The following is a 26,328-nucleotide window of genomic DNA, read 5'->3' on the forward strand; positions in this document are numbered from 1 at the left end:
CATATGTTGGGCATATGCTTATCCTGAGCATAAGTCTTGTCAAGAGCGTGCGAGGGGCAATTTCGTTCCGGCGAAGGCCCGCTCCTCCACCACCGCATGGCGGAAGCGGAAGAGTTTTGCAGGCCGGCCAAGGGTTTCGGTGGTGGCGCCGCCGGCTTCCTCCACCAGTTCCTGCTGCTCCATCAGCCGGCGAAAATTCTGCTTGTGCAGCGTCCGCCCGGCGATGGCCTCCACGCAGCGCTGCAGCTGGAGCAAAGTGAAGGTGGGCGGCATCAGCTCGAACACCACCGGGCGGTATTTGATCTTGGCCCTGAGCCGCGCGATGGCGGTGGCGAGGATGCGCCGGTGGTCGGCGATCATGGCCCGTCCCGCCCCCGCGGCCTCCGCGTGCCCCTCACGGCGCAGCCGTTCCGCGACGATGCCGGCCTCGAAGAGCAGTTCGTAGCGCTGGAGGGTCAGCTCCTCGTTCCAGGCCGCGCCGTCGAGCCCGAAGCTGAGGGCGGCGCGCTGGCGGCGGTGGCTGCGCTCGGCAACCGAGGGGGCCGCCTCCGCCCAGGCGACGAGGGCCGGCGCCAGCGTTGTGGCGATGACGGGCGGCGGCCCGTCGCGGTGGTCCTCCCACGGGAAGTATTCATACCAGCCGTGCCACTCGGCGGCGCCCGCCGTGGCCGCCTGTTCGCGGGCGAGGCCGAGATAGGAGATGGAGATGGTGCGCGCGGCGCTCTCCGCCCCGGCACGGTCCTTGTCGGCGAAGGTGTAGAGCTGCTCGAGATAGCCGAGCGGATGGTGGGTGCGCTGCTCCACCCAGTCGCGCAGGCCCTGCTGGAGGGAGCGGTGCGCCAGCTCGAACGGGCCGGAGGGCAGGGCCGAGCCGTGCTCCACCGTCATCACCCGCGGCTCGCCGCCGGTCACGGCCGCGAGCACGGCGATGAGGTCGACGACGACGGATCGGATGGCGGACTTCGGCATGAAGTTCCCGAAAGGCGGTGGGCTGGACGGCGGGCGGGCCGTGGTCTGGTCGCGGGGGAGCCAACCGCCCGCACTGTCCCGGATATCACGGCCGCGCCGGGCTGCGAAGGCGCACCGCGCCCGCACCCCTACAGGGGTGTCGCCTCAGGCCGATTGCACCACCGGCCGGGCGATGGCGAGGCGCACGCCGTCCTTGCCCTGCTGCTTCACCTCGTACATGGCCGTATCCGCGAGGCGGATCAGCTCGGTCTCGTCGGTGGTGTGGCGCGGATAGAGCGCGATGCCGATGCTGGCGCCGACGCTGACCGTGTAGGCCTGATCGTTGTAGGAGACGATATAGGGCTCGCGCAGCACCTCGCACAGGCGCTGGCCCTGGGCGTGGGCGGCATCGCCCTCGGCGAGGTCCACCATGATGACGGCGAATTCGTCGCCGGACAGGCGGACGGCGAAATCCTCCTGCCGCAGGTTGCCGCGCAGCCGGTTGGCGATGGCGCACAGCAGCTTGTCGCCCACCCCGTGGCCGTGCCGGTCGTTGACCTGCTTGAAGCCGTCGATGTCGATGTAGAGCAAAGCGAATTCCCGCCCGTGGCGCTGCGCCTGGGCGCGCGCGCGGGTCAGGTGCTCCACGAACAGGATGCGGTTGCCGAGGCCGGTCAAGGCATCGTGGGTCGCCATGTGGCGGATCTGCTTCTCGACCCGGCGGCGCTCCTCGATCTCGATCTCCAGCTGCCGGTTGCGCTTCTCCAGCTCCTCCAGCGCGCCCTTGAGGCGCAGCTTGGAGATGTGCAGGTCGAGGAAGACCGTGACCTTGGAGAGGAGCACGGCGTCGTTGATGGGCTTGGCGATATAGTCCACCGCGCCGAAGGTGTAGCCCTTCAGCCGGTTGATGTCGTCGTGATAGGCCGCGGTCACGAACACGATGGGGACGTCGCAGGTGGCCGGGTCGTTGTTGAGGAGGGCGGCCACCTCGAACCCGTCCATATCGGGCATCTGCACATCGAGCAGGATGAGCGCGAAGCGGTGGTCGAGGCAGAGCGCCAGCGCCTCGTTGCCGGAATGGGCCTCGTAGATCTCGGCCTTCACGGGTGCGAGCAGGCGGCGCATGCCGACAAGGTTGGCGCGCACGTCGTCGACGACGAGAATCTTGGGCAGGTCGGCCATGCTCATTCGGCCATCCTCGGTCGCAGGTGCCCGCTCAAGTCTCCGCGCGGGTTACGGCCGAACGCCGTGAGCGCCTCGGCGAGGACGGCCAGCGGGGCGCAGAGGTCCGCTCCGGCGCGCTGAAGCGCGGCCAGCGGCATGGTATCGACCTCGGCTTCCGACGGCTCCTGCACGAGGGCACGGCCTCCCAGTTCGCGAATGCGCTTCAGTCCCTCCGCCCCGTCGCTGCTGGCGCCGGTGAGGACCACTCCAGCCAGGGCGTCACCGTAGGCCTCGGCGGCGCTGGCGAACAGAACGTCAATTGCAGGACGCGAATAGCACACCCGTGGGTCCACGGAGAGTGAAAAACAACGGTCCCGCCCCACTTCCAAGTGGTAACCGCTAGGGGCGACATGGACAAGGCCACCCGAAAGGGGGCACCGCTCCTGCGCGAGAATGACGGCCCGCCCCGAAAGGCGGGCGAGGATGGCGGGCAGTAGGTCCGGGCCGTCCGCCCCCACGTGGTTGACCACCGCGATGCCGACATCCGGCTCCGGATCGAGCGCGGCGAGCAGCCGGCCGAGGGCGGGAGGGCCGCCCGCCGACGCGCCGATGACGATGGCGCGGGCTGCGGGCCTCATGCCCGTGGGGAGAGGGTCGGGGGATGGTTCCATCGCCCGCCCGTCCTTCCCGTCAGTGCCGCGGCCGGTTCACGGCGTCACAGCCAGGGCTGCTCGGCGCCCTTGGTGGTCTCGTACTGGTCGATGGCCGGCGCCTTCTGGAGGGTGAGGCCGATGTCGTCCAGCCCCTCGACCAGGCAGCGCTTGCGGAAGGGGTCGATCTCGAACTTGACCACGCCGCCATCGGGGCCGCGGATTTCCTGGGCCGGCAGGTCGATGGTGAGGGTGGCGTTGGCGCCGCGCTCGGCGTCGTCGAACAGCTTGTCCAGGTCGTCCTTGGAGACGACGATGGGCAGAATGCCGTTCTTGAAGCAGTTGTTGTAGAAGATGTCCGCGAACGACGTGGAGATCACGCAGCGGATACCGAAGTCCAGCAGCGCCCACGGCGCGTGCTCGCGCGAGGAACCGCAGCCGAAATTGTCGCCGGCGACGAGGATCTTGGAAGAGCGGTAGGCGGGCTGGTTCAGCACGAAGGCGGGGTTCTCTGCGCCGTCGTCGAGATAGCGCATCTCGGAGAACAGGCCCTTGCCGAGGCCGGTGCGCTGGATCGTCTTCAGATACTGCTTGGGGATGATCATGTCGGTATCGACATTGACCAGCTTCATCGGCGCCGCGACGCCCTCCAGGACCGTGAACTTCTCCATGGGACCTTCTGCCTTATCCGTCTGCCGGGTCTCGGGTGCCGGGCCTCGGTGGCTGAAACCCGGCGGCGCAGCCCGTGTCTATGGCGCGCCGGACGCACCCCGCAGGGCGCGTCCGTAACGGTCATCCATAACAGGCACGCCGCGCCTTGCACAGCGCCTTGGCCCCGCCGGCGCGCGCGTCAGGGGGCGAGGCGCTCCGGCAGCATGCGCTTCAGCACGTCGTCCTTCAGCACGACGTGATGGAGCACGGCGGCGGCCGCGTGCAGCAGGGCCAGCACGATCACGGCGTTGGCCATCAGCTCGTGGATCTCCTGCACCTGCTTGCCCAGGTCGCGGTTCACCGCGATGGGCGAGGGGATGGTGAAGAGCGAGAAGAAGGACACCGCATTGCCGCGCAGGAAGGCGAGATAGACGCCGAGCGCGAGCGTGGCGATGAGCGCGAGATAGAGCAGACCGTGCACGATGTGCGAGGCGATGGCCACCGGCCGGCTGATCTGCGTCGAGGCCGGCGGGTTGCGGCCGAAGATGCGCACGGGAATGCGCACCGCCACCAGCGCGATGAGCAGGAGGCCGACCGAGATGTGGACCCACCACACCATGCCCCGTGCCGGCGTTCCCCGCGCGAAGAACTGTTCCAGGTAGGTCACGCCGAACGCCGTGAAGACGGCGATGGCGGTGAGCCAGTGCAGGGCGCGCAGGGCCGGCCCGTAACGGGTCATGCGAGGATCGACAGGCATGGAGGTCTCCTTTTTGGAGTCATTCTAGAAAGCGCTGCCGCTGGGTCCAGTGCCAAGGTAGTGTTTTGCCTGCGGTCAATTGGCCCGGTCCTCGATGGCCTCCATGTCGTCGTCGCTGAGGCCGAAATGATGCCCGATCTCGTGCACCAGCACGTGGGTGACGACGTCGCCAAGGGTCTCCTCGTTCTCCGCCCAGTAATCGAGGATGGGACGGCGATAGAGGAACACCATGTTGGGCATCTGTCCGGTCTGGGCCACGGCCCCGCCCTGCGCGCGGCCGATGCCGTGGAACAGGCCGAGCAGGTCGAACGGGGTCTCGGCGCCAAGCTCGTCCAGCACCTCGTCGGTGGGAAAGTCCTCCACCTTGATGACGAGGCCCTGGCACAGGGCGCGGAACGAGTCCGGCAGGGCGGCGAAGGCCTCCTGCGCCAGCTGCTCCAGTTCCTCCAGCCCGGGGGCCTCCACATCGTGCCATCGGCTCTTCGACGGTACGCCGCTCAACGACATGCTTCCCCTCCTGCCGGTTACATCCGCGTTACTTCATTTTGCAGCGCAACATCACGAACCGCTGAAGTCGTCGCCGGGGTGGCCAGTCCGGTGACTTCCGCGCGCCCGGCGTCACGGACCCGTGACTTTCCTGAACACTTCGTTAACGCAAGCATCAAAAAGGGTTCAGGGTGACTTGGTTAAGGAACTCTTAATCCCCCTGCATCGTTGTCGGTGCAGAACGGGATCTTACGGGATCTGGGAGTAAAGCCATGCTTCGCAAGCTTGCTGTCACGGGCGCTCTGGTGTCCATCCTTGGTATCGCTGCGTTTTTCGCCCCCCACGAGGCCAGCGCCGCTTCGGTCGCGACGGTCGTGGGCGCGGTCTTCTGAGTCAGCGGAAGATTGTGCGGGCCTTTTGTGCCCCGGTCGATCACGCGATTGTGATGAAGTTGGAGCCGGTTCAAAGTTGCTCGTCTCATGGATGCAACAGCTCCGATTTGTTTTCGCAGGTGCGAAATGCGCCGCGGGGACGGGACGTGGCGCGCCACAAAGGCTTGCCGCGAGGGAATTTCATGTGCTTGAGCGCAGCGGCCCTGACGTCCGCCGGCGGGGCTTGGTGATTCGCGGAAGGTGATCCGCGCAAGGTTGGCCTGACGGTCCCGGCGGGCCTGACGCTCATTCCGTCGCCGCCCGCACCAGTTCCTCCTCCGCCTCGGCGAGCAGCGCCTCGTTGGCGTCGCCGCCCACGCTCTCCCGTCCGATCTCCAGCAGCACCGGCACCGCCAGCGGCGACACGCGCGGCAGGGGCTGGTGCACCACATGCCCGCGGATGCGCGCGAGCATCTCCCCCAGCCGCTTCACGTCCAGCAGCCCGGTCGCCGCGTCCGCCCGCGCCGCGCGCAGCAGCAGGTGGTCCGGCTCGTGCCGGCGCAGCACGTCATAGATGAGGTCGGTGGAGACCGTGACCTGCCGCGAGGTCTTCTCCTTACCCGGAAACCGCCGCTCGATGAGCCCGGCGATGACGGCGCAATGGCGGAACGTCCGCTTCATCAGCGCGCTCTCGGCCAGCCACGCTTCCAGATCGTCGCCCAGCATGTCCTGATCGAACAGGTCGTCCAGCGACAGCCGCCTCTGGCTGATGGCCGCCCCCATGTCGCCGGCGGCATAGACGGCGAGGGCGTAGTCGTTGGCGACGAAGCCCAGCGGCTTCAGCCGCGCCCGCTCCAGCCGGCGGGTCAAAAGCATGCCCAGCGTCTGGTGGGCGAGCCGGCCCTCGAACGGGTAGGTGACGAGGTAGTAGCGCCCCGACCGCTCGAAGGTCTCCACCAGAAGATCGTCCCGGCCCGGCAGGCGGGACTTGGCCTTCTGCAATTCCAGCCAGTCGCGCACCTGCGGCGGCAGGGCGGCCCAGCGCTCGGGCGCGGAAAGCAGCGCCCGCACCCCGGCGGCGAGGAAGGTGGACAAGGGGAACTTGCCGCCCGCATAGGCCGGCACCTTCGGCTCGGTGGCGGTGGTGCGCGAGACATAGACCTCGTCCTCCACCAGCACTTCGTAGCGCAGGATTTCCCCGGCGAAGACGAAGGTGTCGCCCGGCACCAGGGTCTCAACGAAATACTCCTCCACCTCGCCCAGCAGCCGCCCGCCGAAGCGCACCCGCCCGGCGACGCCGGTCTTGGCTGCGCCGCGCGCCGAGACGAGGCGCACCTTCAGCATGGAGGCTTCCACGATGGTGCCCACGTTCAGCCGGTAGCCTTGCGCGATCATGGGATTGGCGACGCGCCACAGCCCGTCCTTGGTGCGGCGGATCTTGGCGTAGCGTTCATAGGCGCGGAGCGCGTAGCCGCCGGTGGCGACGAAATCCAGCGCCGCATCGAAGTCTTCGCGGGACAATGTGCGGTAAGGCGCGGCGGAGCGCACCTCGCCATAGAGGGCATCGGCCGAGAAGGGCGCGGCGCAGGCCATGCCGAGGATGTGCTGGGCCAGCACGTCGAACGCGCCTTCCCGCTCGGGCGGGGTGTCCTGCGCGCCCGCCTTCACCGCCTCCAGCGCGGCCCGGCATTCCAGCACTTCGAACCGGTTGGCGGGGACCAGCACGGCGCGGGACGGCTCGTCCAGCCGGTGGTTGGCGCGGCCGATGCGCTGCATGAGGCGGGAGGCGCCCTTGGGCGCGCCCACATTGATGACGAGATCCACGTCGCCCCAGTCGATGCCGAGGTCGAGCGACGAGGTGGCCACCACGGCCTTGAGTTTCCCCGCCGCCATGGCCGCCTCCACCCGGCGCCGCTGCTCCACCGCGAGGGAGCCGTGGTGGAGCGCGATGGGATAGCTGAGGTCGTTGATGCGCCAGAGTTCCTGAAACAGGAATTCCGCCTGCCAGCGGGTGTTCACGAAGACGAGGGACAGCTTGTTGGTGCCGATCAGCTCGTAGATCTCGGCGAAGGCGTGCTGCGCCGTGTGGCTCGCCCACGGCATGCGCGCCCGGCTCTCCAGCATGGAGATGTCCGGCGCCGCCCCGCCCGCCGCGATCACCAGATCGGCGAGCGCGGGCTCGGCCGCATCCTCATCTTCGTTGTGGATTTGCGGCACCAGATAGCGCCGGAGGTCGTCCGGCTCCGCGACGGTGGCGGAGAGGCCGACGCATTGCAGGCCGGGGGCGATGGCGCGCAGCCGCGCGAGGGCGAGGGACAGCAGGTCGCCGCGCTTGGAGGTGACGAGGGCGTGCAATTCGTCCAGCACCACGCGCTTGAGGCCGGAGAAGAGATGCTCCGCATCTTTCGTGGCGAGCAGCAGGGAGATCTGCTCCGGCGTGGTGAGGAGGATGTGCGGCGGGTCGCGCCGCTGGCGCTGGCGGCGCGAGGCCGGCGTGTCGCCGGTGCGGGTCTCCACGCGGATGTCGAGCCCCATCTCCTCCACCGGGGCTTCCAGATTGCGGGCGATGTCCACCGCCAGCGCCTTCAGCGGCGAGATATAGAGCGTATGCAGCGGCGAGGCCGGCCGCTCCGCCTGCCAGCGGGCGAAGGGCACGGGCGCCGCGCCGGGGTCTGTTTCAGGGGTTTCGGCCACCGGGGCGGCGGCCTTGCGGATCTTCGCCTTCGGGCGGCTCAGCTCGATCAGGGTCGGCAGGAAGCCGGCCAGCGTCTTGCCGGCGCCGGTGGGCGCGATGAGCAGCACCGAGTGTCCGCTCTCGGCTGCGGCGATGAGGTCGAGCTGGTGCGCCCGCGGCGTCCAGCCCCGCGTGCGGAACCAGCCGGCGAACGGCTCGGGAAGGGCGGATGCCCCGGACGGTGTCGCGCTGCGCGCCTTGCTCGCTCTGGCCACGAGGCAAAGATAGGGCGCCCGGCGCCGTTCCGCGATGCCCCCGGAGCGTGACGACGATCCTTAATCGGCCGTCAACCAACGCGGGGGCATGGTGCGGGAAATGTCCCGTCCCGGAGTATGCGTCCCATGATGTCGCGCGCCGACCGCACCGTCTTGAGCGAATGGTGGTGGACGGTGGACCGCGCCCTGCTGGCAAGCCTCTGCGGGCTGATGGTGATCGGCATCATCCTGTGCCTCGCCGCCAGCCCGGCGGTGGCCGCCCGCCTCAACATCGCCGACCCGTTCCACTTCGTGAACCGGCAGGTGCTGTTCCTCCTCCCCGCCGCGGTGGTGATGATCGCCACCTCCTTCATGTCGCCCCGCACCATCCGGCGCACCTGCGTGGTGGTGTTCGGCGTGTTCTTCGTGCTGCTGCTGGCCACGCTGGTGTTCGGGCCGGAGGTGAAGGGCGCGCGGCGCTGGCTCACCATCGCCGGCATCACCGTGCAGCCGTCCGAATTCATCAAGCCGGCCTTCGTCATCCTCGCCGCCTGGCTGTTCGCGGAAAGTACCAAGCGGCCGGAAATGCCGGCGACCCTGTTCGCCTTCCTCCTGCTCGGCAGCGTGCTCGGCCCGCTGGTGAAGCAGCCGGACTTCGGCCAGAGCCTGCTGATCTGTCTCGTCTGGTCGTCCCTGTTCTTCCTTGCCGGCCTGCGCTGGATCTGGATGGTGGGGCTGGTGGGCGTCGGAGCGGGCGGCGGCTTCATCGCCTACATGACCGTGTCCCACGTGCAGAAGCGCATCAACCGCTTCCTCAATCCCGATTCCGGCGACACCTACCAGATCGATGCGGCGCTGAACTCGTTCAGGAGCGGCGGCTGGTTCGGCACCGGACCGGGCGAGGGCACCATGAAGCGGATGCTCCCGGACGGCCACACCGACTTCGTGTTCGCGGTGGCGGGCGAAGAGTTCGGCATCATCCTGTGCCTCATCATCCTCGCCCTGTTCGCCTTCATCCTGCTGCGCTCGCTCTCGCGCGCCTCGAAGGAAAGCGATCCCTTCACCCGCTTCGCCATCACCGGCCTTGCGCTGCTGTTCAGTCTGCAGGCCTCCATCAACATGGCGGTGAACGTCCATATCGCGCCGGCCAAGGGCATGACGCTGCCCTTCATCTCCTATGGCGGCTCCTCGCTCATCTCCATCGCCTTCGGCATGGGGATGCTGCTGGCCCTCTCGCGCAAGCGGCCCGGCGCCGCGGCGCTGGCGCGGCTCAGCGAGGGCCATGGCGCCGATCCGCGCCGGGGCGAGAGCCTCGCCCGCCCGGTGTCGCCGCCCGCCGCGATGCCCGATCCGGCCTGATCGCGCGGCGCGCGGACGCGGAACCGCCGCATTGCCGGGGCACTGCGGCACGCTGCCTGATGCTTCGGCCGCTCCGTGGCCCGAGGGGATAATGTGACCGATCTCGTCCTTCTCGCCGCCGGCGGCACCGGCGGCCACCTGTTTCCGGCCGAGGCGCTGGCCGCCGTGCTGACCCGGCAGGGCTTCACGGTGGATCTCGCCACCGACGCCCGCGCCGCCCGCTATGCCGGGCACTTCCCGGCGCGGGAGCTGCATGTGCTGCCGGCTGATACGGTGCGCGGGCGCTCCCCCATCTCGCTCGCCCGCACCGGCTTTGCGCTGGCCTCCGGCTTCGTCTCCAGCCTCGCCTTGCTGCGCCGGGTGAAGCCGGTGGCGGTGGTGGGCTTCGGCGGCTATCCCACCGTGCCGCCGCTGCTGGCGGCGAGCTTTTCCGGTGTGCCGAGCATCGTGCACGAGGCGAACGGCGTGATGGGCCGGGCCAACCGGATGCTGGCGCGCCGCGTCACCGCCATCGCCACCGGCTTTCCCGGCGTGGTGGATGCCGATCCCGCGCTGAAGGCCAAGGCGGTGTGGACCGGCAATCCCCTGCGCCCCGCCGCCATCGCGGCTGCTTCGGCACCCTATGACCCGCCCGTGCCCGGTGGCGATCTCCACGTGCTCGTCTTCGGCGGCAGCCAGGGGGCGCGGGTGATGTCCGATGTGGTGCCCGAGGCCATCGCGCGGCTCGGCGCCGATCTCCGGGGCCGCCTCGTCCTCGTCCAGCAGGCGCGGGAGGAGGATCTGCAACGGGTGCAGGACACCTATGCCCGGCTCGGCGTCCGGGCGGAGGTGAAGACCTTCTTCGACGACCTGCCGGCGCGCATGGCGCGCGCCCATCTCGTCATCTCCCGCTCCGGCGCCGGAACGGTGGCGGAGCTTGCCGCCACCGGCCGGCCCTCCATCCTCGTGCCGCTGCCCCATGCGCTGGACCAGGATCAGGCCGCCAACGCCCGCACCCTCGCCGAGGTGGGCGCGGCTCTGGTGCTGCGGCAGGTGGAATTCGAGCCGGACCGGCTGGCGCTGGAACTCAATACCTTTGCCGCCGAACCCGCATCATTGACGCGGATGGCCGATCGGGCCAGAAGCCAGAGCGTGCTTGACGCCGCCGAGCGGCTGGGCGGTCTCGTCCGGCATCTGGCGGGCGGCGGCGCGGTCGCAACCTTCAGGGGAAACAGCGCATGAAGCTGCCGTCCGGCCTCGGCTCCATCCACTTCGTCGGCATCGGCGGCATCGGCATGAGCGGCATCGCCGAGGTGCTGCACAATCTCGGCTACGAGGTGCAGGGCTCGGACGTGGCCGACAGCGCCAACGTGAAGCGCCTGCGCGAGCGCGGCATCAAGGTGATGATCGGCCACGCCGCCGCCAACGTGGACGACGCCGACGTGGTGGTGGTCTCGTCCGCCATCAAGCGCGACAATCCCGAGCTGATGGCGGCCCGCGCCAAGCGCCTGCCCGTGGTGCGCCGCGCCGAGATGCTGGCCGAGCTGATGCGGCTGAAGAGCTGCGTCTCCATCGCCGGCACCCACGGCAAGACCACCACCACCTCGCTGGTGGCGGCCCTGCTCGATGCCGGCAACTTCGACCCCACCGTCATCAACGGCGGCATCATCAACGCCTACGGCACCAACGCCCGCCTCGGCGACGGCAACTGGATGGTGGTGGAGGCGGACGAGAGCGACGGCACCTTCCTGAAGCTGCCCACGGAAGTCGCCATCGTCACCAACGTGGACCCCGAGCACCTCGACCACTTCAAGACCTTCGACAAGGTGCAGGAGGCGTTCAAGGCGTTCGTGGAGAACGTGCCCTTCTACGGCTTCGCGGTGATGTGCATCGACCATCCGGTGGTGCAGGCGCTGGTGGGCCGCATCGAGGATCGCCGCGTCATCACCTATGGCGAGAACCCGCAGGCCGACGTGCGCCTCGTGGACGTGGACCTCAAGGGCGGCGTCACCAAGTTCGGCGTGGTGTTCCGCAATCGCGCGGGCGAGACCGTGCACGAGATCCGCGGCCTGCGCCTGCCCATGCCCGGCAAACACAACGCGCTGAACGCCACCGCCGCCATCGCCGTCGCCCACGAGCTGAAGGTGCCGGATGAGAAGATCATCGAGGCGCTGTCCCAGTTCGGCGGCGTGAAGCGGCGCTTCACCCGCACCGGCGAGTGGAACGGCGTGACCGTGTACGACGATTACGGCCACCACCCGGTGGAGATCGCCGCCGTGCTCAAGGCCGCCCGCGCGGCGAGCGAGGGGCAGGTGATCGCCGTGGTGCAGCCGCACCGCTACAGCCGCCTCGCCTCCCTGTTCGACGAATTCTGCACCTGCTTCAACGATGCCGACCATGTGGTGGTGGCGCCGGTCTACACCGCCGGCGAGGCGCCCATCGAGGGCGCGGACCGGGACCATCTGGTGCAGGGTCTCATCGCCCACGGCCACCGCTCGGTGACGGCGCTGGACGGGCCGGAGCAGCTGGCCGGCATCGTCGCCGGGCTGGCGAAGCCGGGGGACTATGTGATCTGCCTCGGCGCCGGCTCCATCTCGGGCTGGGCCTATGCGCTGCCGGCAGAGTTGCAGGCGCTGAAACCTGCAGCCTGAAGGGGTTGAGCTGAAATATGAGGTCGTCACCGGCTTCTGCCGCGGGGTGATCTGCGTATAGACTGGTCGAAGCAATGCCGGGCCGGGGGGCATCGGCAGCGCAGGGGGCCAGTGGCTTGGGGCAGGCAGCGGCGGCGGCACTGCGGCGGGACGGGCCTTCGCGCTCGGCGCTCGGCGTCCGGGGGGACGGGTCATGAGCCTGTCCGTCCTGTTCTTCAGCACACTTGATGTGCGCACCCTCTTCCGCCTCATGTCCCTGGCGGACTTCGTGGTCTGCCTGCTGCTGCTCGGCTATCGCGAAACGGGGACCAAGCAGCGGCTCATCCGCCGCTTCGTGTGCGCCCGGGTGCTGCATGGTGTTGCCTGCATCCTCATCAGCCTGCGCGGCGACATCTCCAGCCTCGTCTCGGTCTATGTGGCCAATGTCACCATTTTCTTCAGTTTCGCGCTGGAGGTCTCGACCATTGTCGACACGCGGGAGCACCGGCGCGGCGTCACCCGGCTGCTCTTCGGCGTCGCGACGCTGGGCAGCGTGGTCTTCGTCCTCGCAGCCACCACGCCGGGGCTTTACGTGGGCTACGCCGCGATCATCATCAGCGCGCTGTTCGGCATCGCGTTCGCGGCACTGGCAGGGGATGGGGAGGGCTCGCGCCTCCAGCGCATCATCGCCGGCTTCTACCTGCTCGTGTCGCTCGCCTTCCTGATGCGGGCCTATGCCGGCTTCGGCGCCGGGATGGGGGTGTTCGATGCCCCGCCGACGCTGTCGTTGGGGCTTCTGGTGATGTTCGGCTATTGCGTGGGTGCGGGGGTCGGCTTCCTCCTGCTGTTGAAGGAAGACGTGGACCGCCGCCTGCTGGTCGCCGCGACCATCGATTCCCTCACCGGCATCCTCAACCGCCGCGCCTTCTTCGAGGCCGCGCGCGAGCGGCTCGCGCGGGCGGCGGGCCGCGGCGAACCGGCCAGCCTGCTGCTGGTGGACATCGACCACTTCAAGCGCGTGAACGACACCTTCGGCCATCCGGCCGGCGACGAGGTGCTCGCCGCCGTCACCGAGCGCCTGCACCGCGCGCTGCGCGCCCACGATCTCTTCGGCCGGGTGGGCGGGGAGGAGTTCGCGGTGCTGCTGCCCGAGGCGGAAGCGGAGGCCATCGTGGTGGCGGAGCGGATGCGGCGTGCGGTGCGCGGGCTGACCACGCCGGCGACGTCGCACCTCGATTGCAGCGTCTCCATCGGCTGCGCCAGCATCGCCGCCGGAGAGCGCGCCACCATAGAAACCCTGTTCCGGCGCGGTGACGCCGGTCTCTATGCCGCCAAGCGCGCCGGCCGCAACCGCGTGGTGGCGGCTGGGGCGGACCTCGCGACGGTGGAGATGACCGCGCAGATGGCTGGGATGCCTGCGGCGCCGCGGCCGCTCGATGGCGCGGCGCTGTCCTTTGCAAATGAAGAGGGCCGCGGCGTGCCGCGGCCCTGAGATCGTCCCTGATGGCGCAGAAGGGCGCGCCTCACTTCTTCGGCAGGGCCTCGAGCACGTCCTCGAAGGTCCGAAGGCCGGTGCGGGGGGCGTTCACCAGCACCGCCATGTTGCCGGGGGCATGCTGGTTCTTCCACATCTTGGTGTGCGCCTCGGGGATGCGGTCCCACGGGAACACTTCCGACATGCAGGGGTCCACGCGCCGGTCGATGATGAACTGGTTGGCGGCGGAGGCCTGCTTGAGGTGGGCGAAGTGCGAGCCCTGGATGCGCTTCTGGCGCATCCACACATAGCGGGCGTCAAACGTGATGTTGAAGCCGGTGGTGCCGGCGCAGAACACGATCATGCCGCCGCGCTTGCCCACCAGCGTGGACACCGGGAAGGTGCTCTCGCCGGGATGCTCGAACACGATGTCCACGTCGCGCTTGCCGGTGATGTCCCAGATGGCCTTGCCGAACTTGCGGGCTTCCTTGAGCCAGTCCGCATATTCCGGCGAGTTCACCTTGGGCAGCTGGCCCCAGCACTTGAAGTCCTTGCGATTGATGACGCCCTTGGCGCCGAGGCCGAGCACGTAGTCGCGCTTGGTCTCGTCGGAGATGACGCCGATGACGTGCGCGCCGGAGGCGGCGGCGAGCTGCACGCCGAACACGCCGAGGCCGCCCGAGGCGCCCCACACCAGCACATAGTCGCCCGGCTTCACGTCATGGGGCGGATGGCCGAACAGCATGCGGTAGGCGGTGGCCATGGTGAGGGTGTAGCAGGCACTCTCTTCCCAGGTGAGGTGCTTGGGGCGCGGCATCAGCTGGCGCGCCTGCACCCGGCAGAACTGGGCGAAGGAGCCGTCCGGCGTCTCATAGCCCCAGATGCGCTGGGAGGGGGAGAACATCGGGTCGCCGCCGTTGCACTCCTCGTCGTCCCCGTCGTCCTGGTTGCAGTGGACGACCACCTCGTCGCCCACCTTCCAGCGCTTCACCTTGGAGCCCACCGCCCAGACGATGCCCGAGGCATCGGAACCGGCGATGTGATAGGGCACCTTGTGCACGTCGAACACGGAGATCGGCTCGCCGAGGCCGGCCCAGATGCCGTTGTAGTTCACACCCGCGGCCATCACGAGCACGAGCACGTCCTGCTCGCCCAGCTCCCAGGTCGGCACCACCTCCAGCTGGAACGACTGCTCCGGCGGCCCGTGGCGGTCGCGGCGGATGGCCCAGGCGTACATGTTGGCGGGCACGTGACCAAGGGGCGGAATCTCGCCGAGCTCATAAAGGTCCTTCACCGGTCCCTCGTTCGTATTGGCGGCTGCCGTCTGGGCCATGGCTGTCGTCCTCTCCTGGTGTGGACCGTTCGGTCGCGTCGTTAAGTCCCTATCTCGCAATGCAGCGTAGCAGAGAAAAAATCCAAGGCGATAGTCATTCTCAACCCCGACATTCGGCCATGCGGCGCTGCGGCACAGGACAATGAACGCCCAAGACCCCGCTGGAGTTTCCCCGCTGGAGTTTCCGGCCGCGCTGGCGTTTCCGGCGGCGGCGCGCCCCGCTAGAGTGGCGGTGTTCCGCGCCGGACGGCCGGCGCCGACACAAGGGGATGGGAGAAGTTCATGGGCATCATCTGGATGATCATCGTCGGGGCGGTCGCCGGCTTCCTGGCGGGCCAGCTCTTCCAGGGCTACGGCTTCGGCCTCGTGGGCAACATCGCCGTGGGCATCGTTGGCGCCATCATCGGCGGCTTCCTGTTCGGCGGCGTGATCCTCGTGGGCGGCGTGATCGGACAGATCATCTCCGCAACCATCGGTGCGGTGATCCTCCTGTTCGTCATCTCGCTGGTGAAGCGCTAGAGCGCGATCCGATCAAGTTTGGAACAACTTGATCGGTGAATCGCCCTCTAACTCGAATAAAGAGAGCACGCACCGCCGGCCCGTGCTGCGCCATCGATCCGGGGCAGCATGGGCCGGGCGGGTGCGCGATTTCGCGGCGCGTTTCAGGAGGCCTTCTGGGCGTCCTCACGCTGGAAGGAGATGCCGCATTTCTTCTGGATCGAGACCTGCTCGATGGCGTCCATCTCGCCCTTGAGCCGCGCCAGTTCCGCGGTCTGCGCATCGTCGCCGCCGACCAGGAAGGCGGCGGGCCAGAAGATGACCACGGCCACGGTGGTCGCCACCGCATCGCTGGTCGCCCGGTTGTTCTGCGCTCCGGTCAGGGCGATGGCGCGGGCCGATATGCGCTCGGCTTCCTGCGCGAGCTGCTGGCAGCTGTAGCTCTGGAACTGCATCGGCGAGACATAGGCCGCCGAGACCTTGTCGGCCGATTTCGCGCATGCGGCGGTCGCCAGCGCCGCCATGAGAACCACCACCTGCCGCACCCCTGTCCCCCCGGATCCGAAACGGGTGGAAGGCTAGCATCAATACAATCAAAACGAGAAATTATTTAGAAATGCAATCAGCGCGTTTGACGCGACGGTTGAGACGGGCGCCCGATTCGGGGCGCCCTGCGCGGGTCGGCCGCCCTCCGGTATTGGAAAAATTTCCCATCGACGGCGCGCGCATTGCGACGCACAATCGCGGCAAATATCCAAAAGCGATGGATGGGGATTAGGAAATGGTGCTCCGCGACAAACCCTGGCTCTTCCGCACCTATGCGGGGCATTCCACCGCCGCGGAATCCAACAAGCTCTATCGCTCCAACCTCGCCAAGGGACAGACCGGCCTCTCCGTCGCCTTCGATCTGCCGACCCAGACCGGCTACGACAGCGACCATCCCCTCGCCCGCGGGGAAGTGGGCAAGGTCGGCGTTCCCATCTCCCACCTCGGCGACATGCGCACCCTGTTCCAGGGCATCCCGCTCGCCGAGATGAACACCTCCATGACCATCAACGCCTGCGCGGCGTGGCTGCTCTCGCTCTATATCGCCACGGCCGACGAGCAGGGCGCGGACCGCACCCGGCTTCAGGGCACCACGCAGAACGACATCATCAAGGAATACCTCTCGCGCGGCACCTATGTGTTCCCGCCCGCGCCCTCCATGCGGCTCACCAAGGACACCATCATCTTCACCACCGAGCATCTGCCCCGGTGGAACCCGATGAACGTGTGCTCCTACCATTTGCAGGAAGCCGGGGCGACGCCGGTGCAGGAGCTGGCCTTCGCGCTGGCCAACGCCATCGCCATCCTCGACACGGTGAAGAAGTCCGGCGAGGCGGAAGGCGCCGTGTTCGGCGAGGTGGTGGGACGCATCTCCTTCTTCGTGAACGCGGGCATGCGGTTCATCACCGAGATGTGCAAGATGCGCGCGTTCGTGGACCTCTGGGACGAGATCTGCGTCAACCGCTACGGCATCACCGACGCCAAGCAGAAGCTGTTCCGCTACGGCGTGCAGGTGAACTCGCTGGGCCTCACCGAGCAGCAGCCGGAGAACAACGTCTACCGCATCCTGCTGGAGATGCTTGCCGTCACCCTCTCCAAGAAGGCCCGCGCCCGCGCCGTGCAGCTCCCCGCCTGGAACGAGGCGCTGGGCCTGCCGCGCTCGTTCGACCAGCAATGGTCGCTGCGCATGCAGCAGGTGGTGGCCTACGAGACCGACCTGCTCGAATACGGCGACATCTTCGACGGCTCCACCGAGATCGCCAAGAAGGTGGAGGAGCTGAAGGCCGAGGCGCGCGAAGAGCTGGCCCGCATCGAGGGCATGGGCGGCGCCGTCGCGGCCATCGAGAATTCCTACATGAAGCAGCAGCTGGTGGAGTCCAACACCCGGCGCCTCGAGAATATCGAGCGCGGCGACCAGGTGGTCGTGGGCGTCAACCGCTGGACCGAGAGCGAGCCCTCGCCGCTCACCACGGGCGAAGGTGCCATCCTCACCGTGCCGGAGGGCGTCGAGGCCGAGCAGATCGCGCGGCTTCAGGCGTGGCGCGAGGCGCGCGACGCCAAGGCCGTGGACGCGGCTCTGGCGGACCTCAAGAGCGCGGCCCAGGAAGGCCGCAACATCATGGAGCCCTCCATCGTCTGCGCCAAGGCGGGCGTGACGACGGGCGAGTGGGGCACCTGCCTGCGCGAGGTGTTCGGCGAATACCGCGCCCCCACCGGCGTCGGCCGCGCCGCCCGCGTGGACACGCAGGGCCTCGAGGAGGTGCGCAAGAACGTGGATGCGGTCTCCGAGAAGCTCGGCCGCCGCATCAAGTTCCTGGTGGGCAAGCCCGGCCTCGACGGCCATTCCAACGGCGCCGAGCAGATCGCCGTGCGCGCCCGCGATTGCGGTATGGAAGTCGTCTACGAGGGCATCCGCCTGACCCCGGCCGAGATCGTCAACGCCGCGCTGGAGGAGAGCGTCCACGTGGTGGGCCTCTCCATCCTCTCCGGCTCCCACGTGCCGCTGGTGCGCGACGTGATGGAGCGGATGCGGGCGGAAGGCCTCTCCGACGTGCCGGTGGTGGTGGGCGGCATCATCCCGCCGGAGGACGAGGCCCAGCTCAAGGGCTTCGGCGTCGCCGCCGTCTACACGCCGAAGAATTTCGAGTTGAACCGGATCATGGCGGACATCGTGACCATCGTGGACCGCGAGGCCCAGAAGGCGGCGTGATCCACGCGTGATGCACCGGGCGCGGCCTGTTCAATCCGGCGGCGCCCGGTTCTAGATTGTCCCCGGTCCGGGCTCTGGGTCCCGGCATGGGGGCGAGCATGAGGACGGTTCTCGTCGCGGCATTCTGTGCGGCCATGGGGCTGGGCGCGACCGGCATCGCATGGGCGGCCGAGGCGCCGCCTCCACCCGCCGCTGCACCACCTGCCGCGCCCCACCCGCTTCAGCCGACGCTACCGCGCCCGCGCCCGCGCTCGTGGCCGCGGCTCCCGCCTCCAATCCCTATGCCGGCCTGCCGAAGGTGGTGGCCAAGGCGGTGAAGGAGCTGGAGGCGGCCTGTCGGGCGGAGGAGGGAACGCCCAAATGGAACCCCAAGACCGTCTTTGACGTGGTGAACGTCTCGCCGGATAGCCAGCCGGACTATCTCATCGACACCCACGCCATGGAATGCGAGGGCGGCATCACGCCGTGGATCGGCTCCGACGGCTTCCGCCACATCCTCTTCATCTCCACCGGCCCCGGCCGCTGGACCCGCGCCTTCGACCGGGGCGCGCGGGGCTTCGACATCATCGCGCCGAAGGGCGGCGGGCGGCCGCAGGTGATCGTCTTCTCCCACTCGGCCTATTGCACGCGGCCGAACCCGGAGCGCTTCATGCGCTGCACCCAGATCTACGAATGGCGCCGCGGCAAGCTGCGCAAGGTCTCGGAAGAGTGGTTCGAGGGCTGAGGCGCCAGCCTTTGCTTGCATCGGTGCAATGGCGCCTTGCGTGGGCCGTGTCCATATTTGGGACAACGCCCAGCCGGGCAGGGCAGATACCAGCCCGGCGCCAAGGAGCTTCGCTATGACCACCGCCGCCCCCGCCGGCTCGACCGGCCCGCATGCCACCCCCACCACCGACCTGTCCGCCGGGACCGCACCGCACGACCTCGTGCTCGGTGCCGTCAGCCTCGCCAGCCCGGACCCCGGCCGCCTGATCGCCTTCTACCGTGACCTCCTCGGCCTCGAGGTGCTGGCCGAGGGCGAGGCGACCGTGCTCGGCGCGGGCGGCAGGCCGCTGGTGGAGATCCTTTCCCGTCCTTCGGCCCCGCCGGCGCCGCGCCGGGCGCCCGGCCTGTTCCACATGGCGCTCCGCGTGCCGGACCGCACCAGCCTCGCCGCGCGGCTTCTCGCGCTGCATGGGGCCGGCCTGCGCCTCGGCGCCTCCGACCATCTGGTGAGCGAGGCGCTCTATATGGACGATCCGGACGGCAACGGCGTCGAGATCTATCGCGATCTGCCGCGGGCGGAATGGCCGCTGCAGCCGGATGGCTCCATCGCCATGCAGACCCTGCCGCTCGATCTCCAGGCCCTCGCCCGCGAGGCGAAGGTGGCGGGCGGTCCCGCCCCGGCTGGCACCGACATGGGCCATGTCCACCTCAAGGTGAACGACCTCGACGCGGCGAAGCGCTTCTGGGTGGATATTGTGGGGCTCGCCATCATGGCCCGCTATCCCGGTGCGCTGTTCGTGAGCGCGGATGGCTATCACCACCATGTGGGGCTGAACGTCTGGCAGTCGGGCGGCGCCCCGGTGCCGGCGGCGGGGACGGTGGGGCTCGACCATTTCACCGTGACGCTGGCCGCCGATGCCTTCGCCGCCCTCGCCGCCCGCCTCGCCGCGGCGGGCGTGGAAACGCAGCCGTCCGATGACGGCGCGCTGCGGGTTGTCGACCCCTCCGGCAACGGGGTGGAGTTCCGCGCCGCAGCGTGACGCTGGGCCAGGGCTCAGCTACCCTCGGCAGGCACCGAATCGCACATCCGCGCCGGTGCGGGCCGGGGGGCCGAAGCCATGATGTCGCTGCCGTTCTTCGGCGTGTTCCTCGCCCTCGCGGCGACGCTCATGGGCCAGCGCATGGCCGCGCTCGCGCTCTGGGTGCTCTCGGTGGCGACCATGCTGGTGCTGTTCCGCCTGCACGTCACCGATCCGCTCAACATCGCGCTGTGAGGGACGCCATGGACACCGGCCTCACCCTCGCGGACCGCTTCCGGGTGCTCAACGCGCTCGGCCTTCTCGCCGTGTCGGCGGTGCTCATCGCCGCCTTCTTCGATCAGCTCGTGTTCAACGACCTGCCGTGCCCGCTCTGCCTCTTGCAGCGGGCTGGCTTCGTCTGCGTCGCCGCCGGGCTGGCGCTGAACGTGAAGTTCGGCCCGCGCCCCTCGCACTACGCCATCATGATCCTGTCGTCGCTGGCGGGTGGGGCGGTCTCCACCCGGCAGACGCTGCTGCACATCATCCCCGGCGAGGGCGCCTATGGCGACGCCTTCTTCGGCCTGCACTTCTATGCCTGGGCGCTGGTGCTGTTCGGCGTGTGCGTGCTCGGCTCGGCCGTGCTGCTGCTGTTCGACGGCCAGTTCGAGCGGCGGCCGGACGGTGCGCCGCTTCATCGCCCGCTGCTCGGCACGGCGGCGATCGTGCTGGTGCTGCTGCTGGCGCTGGCGAACGGCGTCTCCACCATCCTGGAATGCGGCTCGGGCCTGTGCGCCGACAACCCGACCAGCTACCAGCTGATCCAGGACGGCACCCTCAACCGCCTGCTGGGCCGCTGACCTTTCGGCCGCGGCCGAAACATCTCACGACACCGCCTGAGTCATCACCCATTGTGATGCTTCACACAGTGAAATTCGATTTCCCTCATGGCTCCCCTCGGGTTAGAGGAAGGGGCCCGCAGGCCGTTACAATAAGAGGGGACGGACGGCACTCCCGGCCAACAGGTCATCACATGGCGCATCGCACAGGTGCGTCTCGGGAGAAGACATGTCCGCCACACCGGTCCGCCCCAGCCGTTTCGCGCTTTACGATGCCCCCTATGTGCTCCTGACCCTGGTGGCCCTGTTGTGGGCCATCAACCTCGTGGTGGGGCGCTACATCGCCGGGCACATCCCGCCCATCACCCTCGCCATGGTGCGCTGGATCGGCGCGACGCTCATCCTGCTGCCGTTCGCCTGGAAGCAGATCGTCCGCGACGCGCCGATCATCCGCAGGAACCTGCCGTTCCTCGTGCTGCTCGCGGCCACCGGCATCGCCTGCTACAACGCCATGAGCTACTACGGCCTGCAATATACGCAGGCGGTGAACGGCCTCTTGGTGCAGTCCACGGCGCCGCTTCTGGTGGCGGTGTGGACCTTCGTGCTGTTCCGGGAAAAGCTCAGTCTCGGCCAGGCGGCAGGGGTCATTACCTCTCTCGTGGGCGTGATGGTCATCATCAGCCACGGCGACCTCGACACCTTCCTCCATCTCAAGCCCAATATCGGCGACGTGGTCATCATCATCGCGCTGGTGATCTACGCCTTCTACGCGGCGATCCTGCGCAAGCGGCCGCCGCTCGGGCCGCTGTCCTTCCTCGCCGTCATCATGGCGCTGGGCTCGCTGCTGCTTGCGCCTTTCGCGCTCTGGGAATATCTCCACGGACAGGTGCTGCCGCTGGACCATGTGACCTTCTTCACGCTGGCCTACGTGATGACCGGGCCGTCGCTGGTGGCCTATCTGTTCTTCAACCGGGGGGTGGAACTGGTGGGCGCGAATGCGGCGGCGCCGTTCCTGCACCTCCTGCCGGTGTTCGGCACGGCGCTCGCCATCGTCTTCCTCGGCGAGACCATGGCCTGGTACCACCTCGCGGGCTATGCGCTGGTCATCTCCGGCATCGCGCTGGCGACGCTCTCGGCGCGGCGGAGCATGGCGCAGCGCTGAGGCGGCCGGGCGGCCGGGCCTGATTTTCCTCTTCAATCCTTCTTCACCCCCGCCTATGCATTCTGCGGCGGGGTCGGAAGGGGTCGCGGGGAATGCTGGAAAATCTGACCGAACGGTCGTGGTTCGCCAATCTCGGCATGCAGGCCAAGGCCGGGCTGATCGTCGGACTCCTCATCTCCATGTTCGCCCTGCTGCTCGGCGCCAACTGGGTGACGGCCCGCATGGCGAAGACGCAGGAAGTCCGGGTGGAGCAGATCCGCCAGGTCAGCCTGCTCGCGGCCGAGGCGACGCGCGCCTTCAATCGCCGCCAGCTCGAGACCATGCGCACCGCGCTCGCCGATCCCCGCGGCCTCAAGGCCCGGCTTTCGGCGTCGACCGCGCTCACCGGCGAGAAGCTCGCGGCCCTGCGGACGGCGGTGACGGGCGAGCCCTCGCTCCTGCCCCTCGCCGAGCGGGCCTCGCGCATTGCCGGGCGCTGGAGCGACGCGGTGGCGGCGCCCCTCCTGGCGGCGGCCGAGAAGGGGGACCCCGCCGCCATCGATGCGGCGCTACGTGTCTTTCTCGCTGCGGAAGCCAGCGAGGAGGGCTATCGCGGCATCGTCGGCGCCATCGATGAACTGAGCGCCGCCGCATCCGCCGAGATCGTCAGCGCCCAGGCCGACCTCGACCGGGCCGAGGCCATCGTCGGCGCCATCGATGTCATCGCGCTGGTGGCGACGCTGTTGGTCGCGGTGGCGGGCGTGTTCCTCGGCGCGGTTTTCATGGCCATCCCGCTGCGCCGCCTTGCCGAGCTGATGACGCGCCTCGCCGAGCATGACCACACCATCGAGGTGCCCTACGCCGAGCGTAAGGACGAGGTGGGCACGCTGGCCCGCGCGCTCCGGGTGTTCAAGGCGACCTCCATCGCGGCCCAGGATACCGATTGGGTCAAGTCGGGCCTCAACGCCATCGCCGCCCGCCTTCAGGCGCAGGAGGAGCCGCGCGCCTTCGCCGACATGCTGCTGACCGAGCTTGCGCCGCTGCTCGGCGCGGGGGTCGGCGTGTTCTACGCCCATGACGAGGCGGCCGGGCCGGACGCGGAGGCGCTGGAGCTGGTCGGCAGCTATGCCTTTTCCGAGCGGCGGCATCTGTCCACCCGCGTGCGCATCGGTGAAGGGCTCGTCGGCCAGTGCGCCCTGGAGAGGAAGACCATCGTCCTCTCTCCCGTGCCGGCCGACCATCTGCGCATCCGCACCGGCACCGGGGAGGCGTCGGCGCACTCCGTGGTCGCGGTGCCGCTGGTGCTCAAGAAGCGCCTGCTCGGCGTCATCGAGCTGGCGCTGCTCGCGCCGCTGGAGGACCGCGCCCGCAGGCTGCTCCACGAGGTCGCGCCGCTCGTCGCCCTCTCCCTCGACAATCTCGTCCGCGCCGCCCGCACCCGCGAGTTGCTGGAGCAGAGCCAGAAGCAGGCGCAGGAGCTGCGCGTCGCCGAGGAGGAGCTGCGCACCCAGCAGGAAGAGCTGCGCGCCACCAACGAGCAACTGCACGAGCGCTCGCTGCGCCTCGCCGCCTCCGAGGAGGAGCTGAGGGTGCAGGCGGACGAGCTGCAGGCCTCCAACGACGTGCTGCGCCGCTCCTCGCAGGAGATGACGGAGCAGAAGGAGCTGCTGGAGGCCCTGAACCAGCAGATGGAGGCGCGGGCCGAGGAATTGCTGCGGGCCAACGAGTACAAGTCCCAGTTCCTCGCCAACATGTCCCACGAGCTGCGCACGCCGCTCAACAGCCTGCTCATCCTCTCCCAGGATCTGGCCGAGAACCGCACCGGAAATCTCGATGCCGACCAGGTGGAGGCGGCGAGCATCATCCACTCGTCCGGCTCGAACCTGCTGCGCCTCATCAACGACATCCTCGATCTCTCCAAGGTCGAGGCCGGCAAGATGGAGGTGGTGCACGAGCCGGTGAAGATCGCGAACGTGGCGCAGCGGCTGGAGCGCAACTTCCGGCGCCTCGCGCAGGAGCGCAGGCTCCGCCTCGCGGTCTCCGTCGCCGACGCGCCGGACATGGTCTTCACCGATCCCGGCAAGCTGGACCAGATCCTCACCAACCTGGTCGGCAATGCGCTGAAGTTCACCATGCAGGGCCGGGTCTCCGTGACCTTCTCGAAGGATGAGGCCGGCAAGATCCTGAAGGTCGCGGTGGCCGACAGCGGCATCGGCATTCCCGGGGACAAGCTCGACGCCATCTTCGAGGCGTTCGAGCAGGTGGACGCCTCCACCCGCCGCCAGTTCGGCGGCACCGGCCTCGGCCTCGCCATCACCCAGCGCCTCGCCCGGCTGCTGGGGGGCAGCGTGACCGTGGAAAGCGCGCTCGGGCAGGGCTCCACCTTCACCCTGGAGATTCCGGTCGGCGAGCCGCTGCCGGACGAGGACGGGGAGGCGGCGCCCATCCCTGCGCCCGTGCCCCAGCCGGCGATGGATGCGCGACAGGTGGCCTTCGACACGAGCCGGCAGGAGCGCGAGGCGGCGGGTCTGTCCGGCCTGCCCCCCGTTCCCGCCGTGAGCGTGGAGGACGACCGCGACCGCCTCACCCCCGGCGCCACCGTGATCCTGGTGGTGGAGGACGATCCGGTGTTCGCCCGCACGCTGGTGGGGCTGGTGCGGCGCAAGGGCTATCTGGCGCTGGCGGCCGGCGACGGCGGCAGCGGCCTCGCCCTCGCCCGCACCTACAAGCCCACCGGCATCCTGCTCGACGTGATGCTGCCGGGCCTCGACGGCTGGACGGTGATCGAGCGGCTGAAGGCCGATCCCGCCACCCGGCATATCCCGGTGCATTTCGTCTCGGCCCTGGACGAGAGCCGGCGCGGCCGCGACCTCGGCGCCGTGGGCTTCCTCACCAAGCCGGTGAGCGCGGACCAGCTGTCCGAGGCGCTCGGCCTCCTCACCCATTATTCCGCCGACCGTCCCCGCCGCGTGCTGGTGGTGGACGACGACGCCGCCGCCCGCCACGCGGTGCGCACCCTGCTCGCCCGCGAGAAGGCGCAGATCGTCGAGGCGGGGAGCGCCGAGGAGGCGCTGGAGGTGGTGGCGCAGGGCGATCTCGACTGCATCGTGCTCGATCTCGGCCTGCCCGGCATGTCCGGCTTCGAGCTGATCGAGCGCCTCGCCGGCGGCGGCAGGCATGTGCCGGTGGTGGTCTATTCGGGCCGCGACCTCACCACCGAGGAGCGCATGAAGCTGCGCGCCTTCACCGACGCCATCGTGGTGAAGGGCGCCCTCTCGCCCGAGCGCCTGCTGGACGAGGTGTCGCTGTTCCTCCACTCGGTGCAGCGCGAGCCGGAACAGCTCGCGGCCAATCCGGACGGCGATCTCGAAGGCCGGAAGCTCCTGCTGGTCGACGACGACATGCGCAACATCTACGCTCTCGCCAAGGTGCTGCGCGCGCGGGGCGTCAACGTGGTGCTGGCGCAGGACGGCGCCAAGGCGCTGGCGCAGCTCGACGAGCAGCCGGATATCGAGATCGTGCTCATGGACGTGATGATGCCGGTGATGGACGGCTACGAGGCGATGGCGCAGATCCGCGCCCAGCCGCGCTTCGCCAAGCTGCCGGTCATCGCCCTCACCGCCAAGGCCATGAAGGACGACCGCGAGAAGTGCCTCGCCGCCGGCGCCAGCGATTATCTCGCCAAGCCCGTGGACGTGCCGAAGCTGCTGACCATGATCCGCACCTGGCTCGCCGCGCAATGACGGGGGACATCGACGCGCCGGACGATCCGCCGCCCCCGGGTTCGGCCGCGGAGGCGCGGGATGCGCTGGCGCTGGAGACCATCGAGGTGGATCTCTTCGTGGAGGCGCTGTTCCGCCGCTACGGCTACGATTTCCGCGACTATGGCAAGGCCTCGCTGACGCGGCGGGTGCGCAACCTCGCCACCGGCTTCGGCGCCGCTACCGTCTCGGACCTCACCACCCGGATGCTGCACGCGCCCGAGCGGCTGCCGGACATCATCGCCGGCCTCTCGGTGCCGGTGTCGGAATTCTTCCGCGATCCGCACGTCTTCCTGGCGCTGAAGGAGAGGGTGTTCCCGCTGCTCGCCTCCTATCCGGAGATCAACATCTGGCAGGCCGGCTGCGCCCATGGAGAGGAGATCTATTCCCTCGCCATCCTGCTCACCGAGGCGGGGCTCTACGAGCGCACGCGCATCTTCGCCACCGACATCTCGAAGGCCGCCCTCGACCGCGCGGCGGAGGGAATCTACCCCCTTCAGGAGGCGCGCGAGGCGGGCCGGCGCTATCGCGCGGCGGGCGGGGCGGGAAGCTTCTCGGACTATTTCCACGCCCGCTACGAGCTGATGAAGCTCGACCAGAAGCTCACCGCCAACGTCACCTTCGCCGAGCACAACCTCGTCACCGACGGGGTGTTCTGCGAGGCGCATCTCATCCTGTGCCGGAATGTGCTGATCTATTTCACCACGCCATTGCAGGACAAGGTGCTGGCACGCTTCGCCCAGAGCCTCGTGCGCGGCGGCTTCCTGTGCATCGGCACGCGGGAGAACCTTGAATTCTCGCAGGCGCGCAACCGCTTCCAGATCATCGACAGCACCGCCCAGCTCTACCGCCTGCTGCCCCGGGCGGCGGGCGGGTAGGGCAG

At 68.9% G+C, this 26,328-nt stretch carries 22 protein-coding genes; 13 read left to right on the forward strand and 9 right to left on the reverse strand.

The annotated features are described in order from the left end of the window. Positions 1-39: 39 nt before the first annotated feature. The 7 genes from A37E_RS0111880 to A37E_RS0111915 form a co-directional block, all read right to left on the reverse strand. The gene (locus A37E_RS0111880) at positions 40-969 is read right to left on the reverse strand and encodes a membrane protein (RefSeq protein ID WP_029556787.1); all 930 of its coding nucleotides are present in this window, start codon (positions 967-969) and stop codon (positions 40-42) included. A 144-nt stretch (positions 970-1,113) separates the two neighbouring features. Continuing rightward, positions 1,114-2,136, reverse strand: coding sequence for a diguanylate cyclase (locus A37E_RS0111885; RefSeq protein WP_024277171.1), 1,023 nt, complete (start codon positions 2,134-2,136; stop codon positions 1,114-1,116). Continuing rightward, positions 2,133-2,750 (reverse strand): chemotaxis protein CheB, encoded by a 618-nt coding sequence (locus A37E_RS0111890; protein ID WP_081837561.1) that lies wholly within the window; start codon positions 2,748-2,750, stop codon positions 2,133-2,135. Before A37E_RS0111890 ends, A37E_RS0111885 begins: the two co-directional genes overlap by 4 nt. Positions 2,751-2,827: 77 nt before the next feature. Continuing rightward, a complete protein-coding gene (leuD, locus tag A37E_RS0111895) occupies positions 2,828-3,433 on the reverse strand; it encodes a 3-isopropylmalate dehydratase small subunit (RefSeq protein ID WP_029556789.1) in 606 nt (201 codons plus the stop codon). A 179-nt stretch (positions 3,434-3,612) separates the two neighbouring features. Beyond that, positions 3,613-4,170 carry a cytochrome b gene (locus A37E_RS0111900; protein ID WP_029556790.1) on the reverse strand — a complete coding sequence of 186 codons (558 nt, stop codon included), beginning with the start codon at positions 4,168-4,170 and terminating at the stop codon, positions 3,613-3,615. 75 nt (positions 4,171-4,245) lie between these two features. Beyond that, positions 4,246-4,677 carry a metallopeptidase family protein gene (locus A37E_RS0111905; protein ID WP_024277175.1) on the reverse strand — a complete coding sequence of 144 codons (432 nt, stop codon included), beginning with the start codon at positions 4,675-4,677 and terminating at the stop codon, positions 4,246-4,248. Positions 4,678-5,333: 656 nt separating this feature from the next. Next, the gene (locus tag A37E_RS0111915; protein ID WP_038192949.1) at positions 5,334-7,976 is read right to left on the reverse strand and encodes a ligase-associated DNA damage response DEXH box helicase; all 2,643 of its coding nucleotides are present in this window, start codon (positions 7,974-7,976) and stop codon (positions 5,334-5,336) included. A 126-nt stretch (positions 7,977-8,102) separates the two neighbouring features. On the opposite strand from A37E_RS0111915, the gene ftsW reads away from it, so the two are divergent. The 4 genes from ftsW (at position 8,103) to A37E_RS25950 (ending at position 13,415) form a co-directional block, all read left to right on the forward strand. Beyond that, positions 8,103-9,314: a putative lipid II flippase FtsW gene (ftsW, locus tag A37E_RS0111920; RefSeq protein ID WP_029556792.1), complete on the forward strand. Its 1,212-nt coding sequence runs from the start codon at positions 8,103-8,105 to the stop codon at positions 9,312-9,314. Positions 9,315-9,407: 93 nt separating this feature from the next. Next, the gene (gene murG, locus A37E_RS0111925) at positions 9,408-10,535 is read left to right on the forward strand and encodes an undecaprenyldiphospho-muramoylpentapeptide beta-N-acetylglucosaminyltransferase (RefSeq protein WP_038192952.1); all 1,128 of its coding nucleotides are present in this window, start codon (positions 9,408-9,410) and stop codon (positions 10,533-10,535) included. Then, positions 10,532-11,944 carry a UDP-N-acetylmuramate--L-alanine ligase gene (murC, locus tag A37E_RS0111930; RefSeq protein WP_029556794.1) on the forward strand — a complete coding sequence of 471 codons (1,413 nt, stop codon included), beginning with the start codon at positions 10,532-10,534 and terminating at the stop codon, positions 11,942-11,944. Before murG ends, murC begins: the two co-directional genes overlap by 4 nt. 193 nt (positions 11,945-12,137) lie before the next feature. After that, positions 12,138-13,415 carry a GGDEF domain-containing protein gene (locus A37E_RS25950; RefSeq protein ID WP_051678969.1) on the forward strand — a complete coding sequence of 426 codons (1,278 nt, stop codon included), beginning with the start codon at positions 12,138-12,140 and terminating at the stop codon, positions 13,413-13,415. A gap of 31 nt (positions 13,416-13,446) precedes the next feature. On the opposite strand, the gene ccrA is transcribed toward A37E_RS25950, so the two are convergent. Further along, positions 13,447-14,730 carry a crotonyl-CoA carboxylase/reductase gene (ccrA, locus tag A37E_RS0111940; RefSeq protein ID WP_029556796.1) on the reverse strand — a complete coding sequence of 428 codons (1,284 nt, stop codon included), beginning with the start codon at positions 14,728-14,730 and terminating at the stop codon, positions 13,447-13,449. 282 nt (positions 14,731-15,012) lie between these two features. Here ccrA and A37E_RS0111945 point away from each other — a divergent pair, with 282 nt between their 5' ends. Then, a complete protein-coding gene (locus tag A37E_RS0111945) occupies positions 15,013-15,249 on the forward strand; it encodes a GlsB/YeaQ/YmgE family stress response membrane protein (RefSeq protein WP_024277182.1) in 237 nt (78 codons plus the stop codon). Positions 15,250-15,392: 143 nt separating this feature from the next. Here the strand turns inward: A37E_RS0111945 and A37E_RS0111950 are convergent, their stop codons facing one another. Continuing rightward, a complete protein-coding gene (locus tag A37E_RS0111950) occupies positions 15,393-15,764 on the reverse strand; it encodes a hypothetical protein (protein WP_245279319.1) in 372 nt (123 codons plus the stop codon). 245 nt (positions 15,765-16,009) lie between these two features. On the opposite strand from A37E_RS0111950, the gene A37E_RS0111955 reads away from it, so the two are divergent. From A37E_RS0111955 to A37E_RS0111990, 8 genes are all read left to right on the forward strand, one after another. Further along, on the forward strand, positions 16,010-17,983 hold the full coding sequence (locus A37E_RS0111955) for a protein meaA (protein WP_029556798.1): 1,974 nt from the start codon (positions 16,010-16,012) through the stop codon (positions 17,981-17,983). 160 nt (positions 17,984-18,143) lie between these two features. Continuing rightward, positions 18,144-18,707 (forward strand): hypothetical protein, encoded by a 564-nt coding sequence (locus A37E_RS0111960; protein ID WP_029556799.1) that lies wholly within the window; start codon positions 18,144-18,146, stop codon positions 18,705-18,707. Between the two features lie 115 nt (positions 18,708-18,822). Continuing rightward, positions 18,823-19,728, forward strand: coding sequence for a VOC family protein (locus tag A37E_RS0111965; RefSeq protein ID WP_081837562.1), 906 nt, complete (start codon positions 18,823-18,825; stop codon positions 19,726-19,728). 78 nt (positions 19,729-19,806) lie between these two features. Then, positions 19,807-19,962, forward strand: coding sequence for a DUF5993 family protein (locus tag A37E_RS27190; RefSeq protein WP_029556801.1), 156 nt, complete (start codon positions 19,807-19,809; stop codon positions 19,960-19,962). Between the two features lie 8 nt (positions 19,963-19,970). Further along, positions 19,971-20,564: a disulfide bond formation protein B gene (locus A37E_RS0111975; RefSeq protein WP_038192956.1), complete on the forward strand. Its 594-nt coding sequence runs from the start codon at positions 19,971-19,973 to the stop codon at positions 20,562-20,564. Between the two features lie 208 nt (positions 20,565-20,772). Continuing rightward, positions 20,773-21,705, forward strand: a complete 933-nt coding sequence (locus A37E_RS0111980) for a DMT family transporter (protein WP_029556803.1) — start codon at positions 20,773-20,775, stop codon at positions 21,703-21,705. Between the two features lie 92 nt (positions 21,706-21,797). After that, positions 21,798-25,427 (forward strand): response regulator, encoded by a 3,630-nt coding sequence (locus A37E_RS0111985; RefSeq protein WP_029556804.1) that lies wholly within the window; start codon positions 21,798-21,800, stop codon positions 25,425-25,427. Then, positions 25,424-26,323, forward strand: coding sequence for a CheR family methyltransferase (locus A37E_RS0111990; RefSeq protein WP_081837563.1), 900 nt, complete (start codon positions 25,424-25,426; stop codon positions 26,321-26,323). The genes A37E_RS0111985 and A37E_RS0111990 overlap by 4 nt, the downstream gene beginning before the upstream one ends. The last annotated feature ends 5 nt before the right edge of the window (positions 26,324-26,328 follow it).

It is taken from the genome of Xanthobacter sp. 91, assembly GCF_000702385.1.
GTDB lineage: Bacteria > Pseudomonadota > Alphaproteobacteria > Rhizobiales > Xanthobacteraceae > Xanthobacter > Xanthobacter aminoxidans.

Excerpts from the sequence above, each read along its gene's own strand:
- A37E_RS25950 (WP_051678969.1), top strand. The coding sequence starts at position 12,138 with ATGAGCCTGTCCGTCCTGTTCTTCAGCACACTTGATGTGCGCACCCTC.
- A37E_RS0111890 (WP_081837561.1), bottom strand. The coding sequence starts at position 2,750 with ATGAGGCCCGCAGCCCGCGCCATCGTCATCGGCGCGTCGGCGGGCGGC.
- A37E_RS0111980 (WP_029556803.1), top strand. The coding sequence starts at position 20,773 with ATGTCCGCCACACCGGTCCGCCCCAGCCGTTTCGCGCTTTACGATGCC.
- A37E_RS27190 (WP_029556801.1), top strand. The coding sequence starts at position 19,807 with ATGATGTCGCTGCCGTTCTTCGGCGTGTTCCTCGCCCTCGCGGCGACG.
- A37E_RS0111975 (WP_038192956.1), top strand. The coding sequence starts at position 19,971 with ATGGACACCGGCCTCACCCTCGCGGACCGCTTCCGGGTGCTCAACGCG.
- leuD (WP_029556789.1), bottom strand. The coding sequence starts at position 3,433 with ATGGAGAAGTTCACGGTCCTGGAGGGCGTCGCGGCGCCGATGAAGCTG.
- ccrA (WP_029556796.1), bottom strand. The coding sequence starts at position 14,730 with ATGGCCCAGACGGCAGCCGCCAATACGAACGAGGGACCGGTGAAGGAC.
- A37E_RS0111945 (WP_024277182.1), top strand. The coding sequence starts at position 15,013 with ATGGGCATCATCTGGATGATCATCGTCGGGGCGGTCGCCGGCTTCCTG.
- A37E_RS0111965 (WP_081837562.1), top strand. The coding sequence starts at position 18,823 with ATGACCACCGCCGCCCCCGCCGGCTCGACCGGCCCGCATGCCACCCCC.
- murC (WP_029556794.1), top strand. The coding sequence starts at position 10,532 with ATGAAGCTGCCGTCCGGCCTCGGCTCCATCCACTTCGTCGGCATCGGC.
- ftsW (WP_029556792.1), top strand. The coding sequence starts at position 8,103 with ATGATGTCGCGCGCCGACCGCACCGTCTTGAGCGAATGGTGGTGGACG.
- A37E_RS0111990 (WP_081837563.1), top strand. The coding sequence starts at position 25,424 with ATGACGGGGGACATCGACGCGCCGGACGATCCGCCGCCCCCGGGTTCG.
- A37E_RS0111985 (WP_029556804.1), top strand. The coding sequence starts at position 21,798 with ATGCTGGAAAATCTGACCGAACGGTCGTGGTTCGCCAATCTCGGCATG.
- A37E_RS0111880 (WP_029556787.1), bottom strand. The coding sequence starts at position 969 with ATGCCGAAGTCCGCCATCCGATCCGTCGTCGTCGACCTCATCGCCGTG.
- A37E_RS0111955 (WP_029556798.1), top strand. The coding sequence starts at position 16,010 with ATGGTGCTCCGCGACAAACCCTGGCTCTTCCGCACCTATGCGGGGCAT.
- A37E_RS0111960 (WP_029556799.1), top strand. The coding sequence starts at position 18,144 with ATGGGCGGCCGAGGCGCCGCCTCCACCCGCCGCTGCACCACCTGCCGC.
- A37E_RS0111900 (WP_029556790.1), bottom strand. The coding sequence starts at position 4,170 with ATGCCTGTCGATCCTCGCATGACCCGTTACGGGCCGGCCCTGCGCGCC.
- A37E_RS0111905 (WP_024277175.1), bottom strand. The coding sequence starts at position 4,677 with ATGTCGTTGAGCGGCGTACCGTCGAAGAGCCGATGGCACGATGTGGAG.
- A37E_RS0111885 (WP_024277171.1), bottom strand. The coding sequence starts at position 2,136 with ATGAGCATGGCCGACCTGCCCAAGATTCTCGTCGTCGACGACGTGCGC.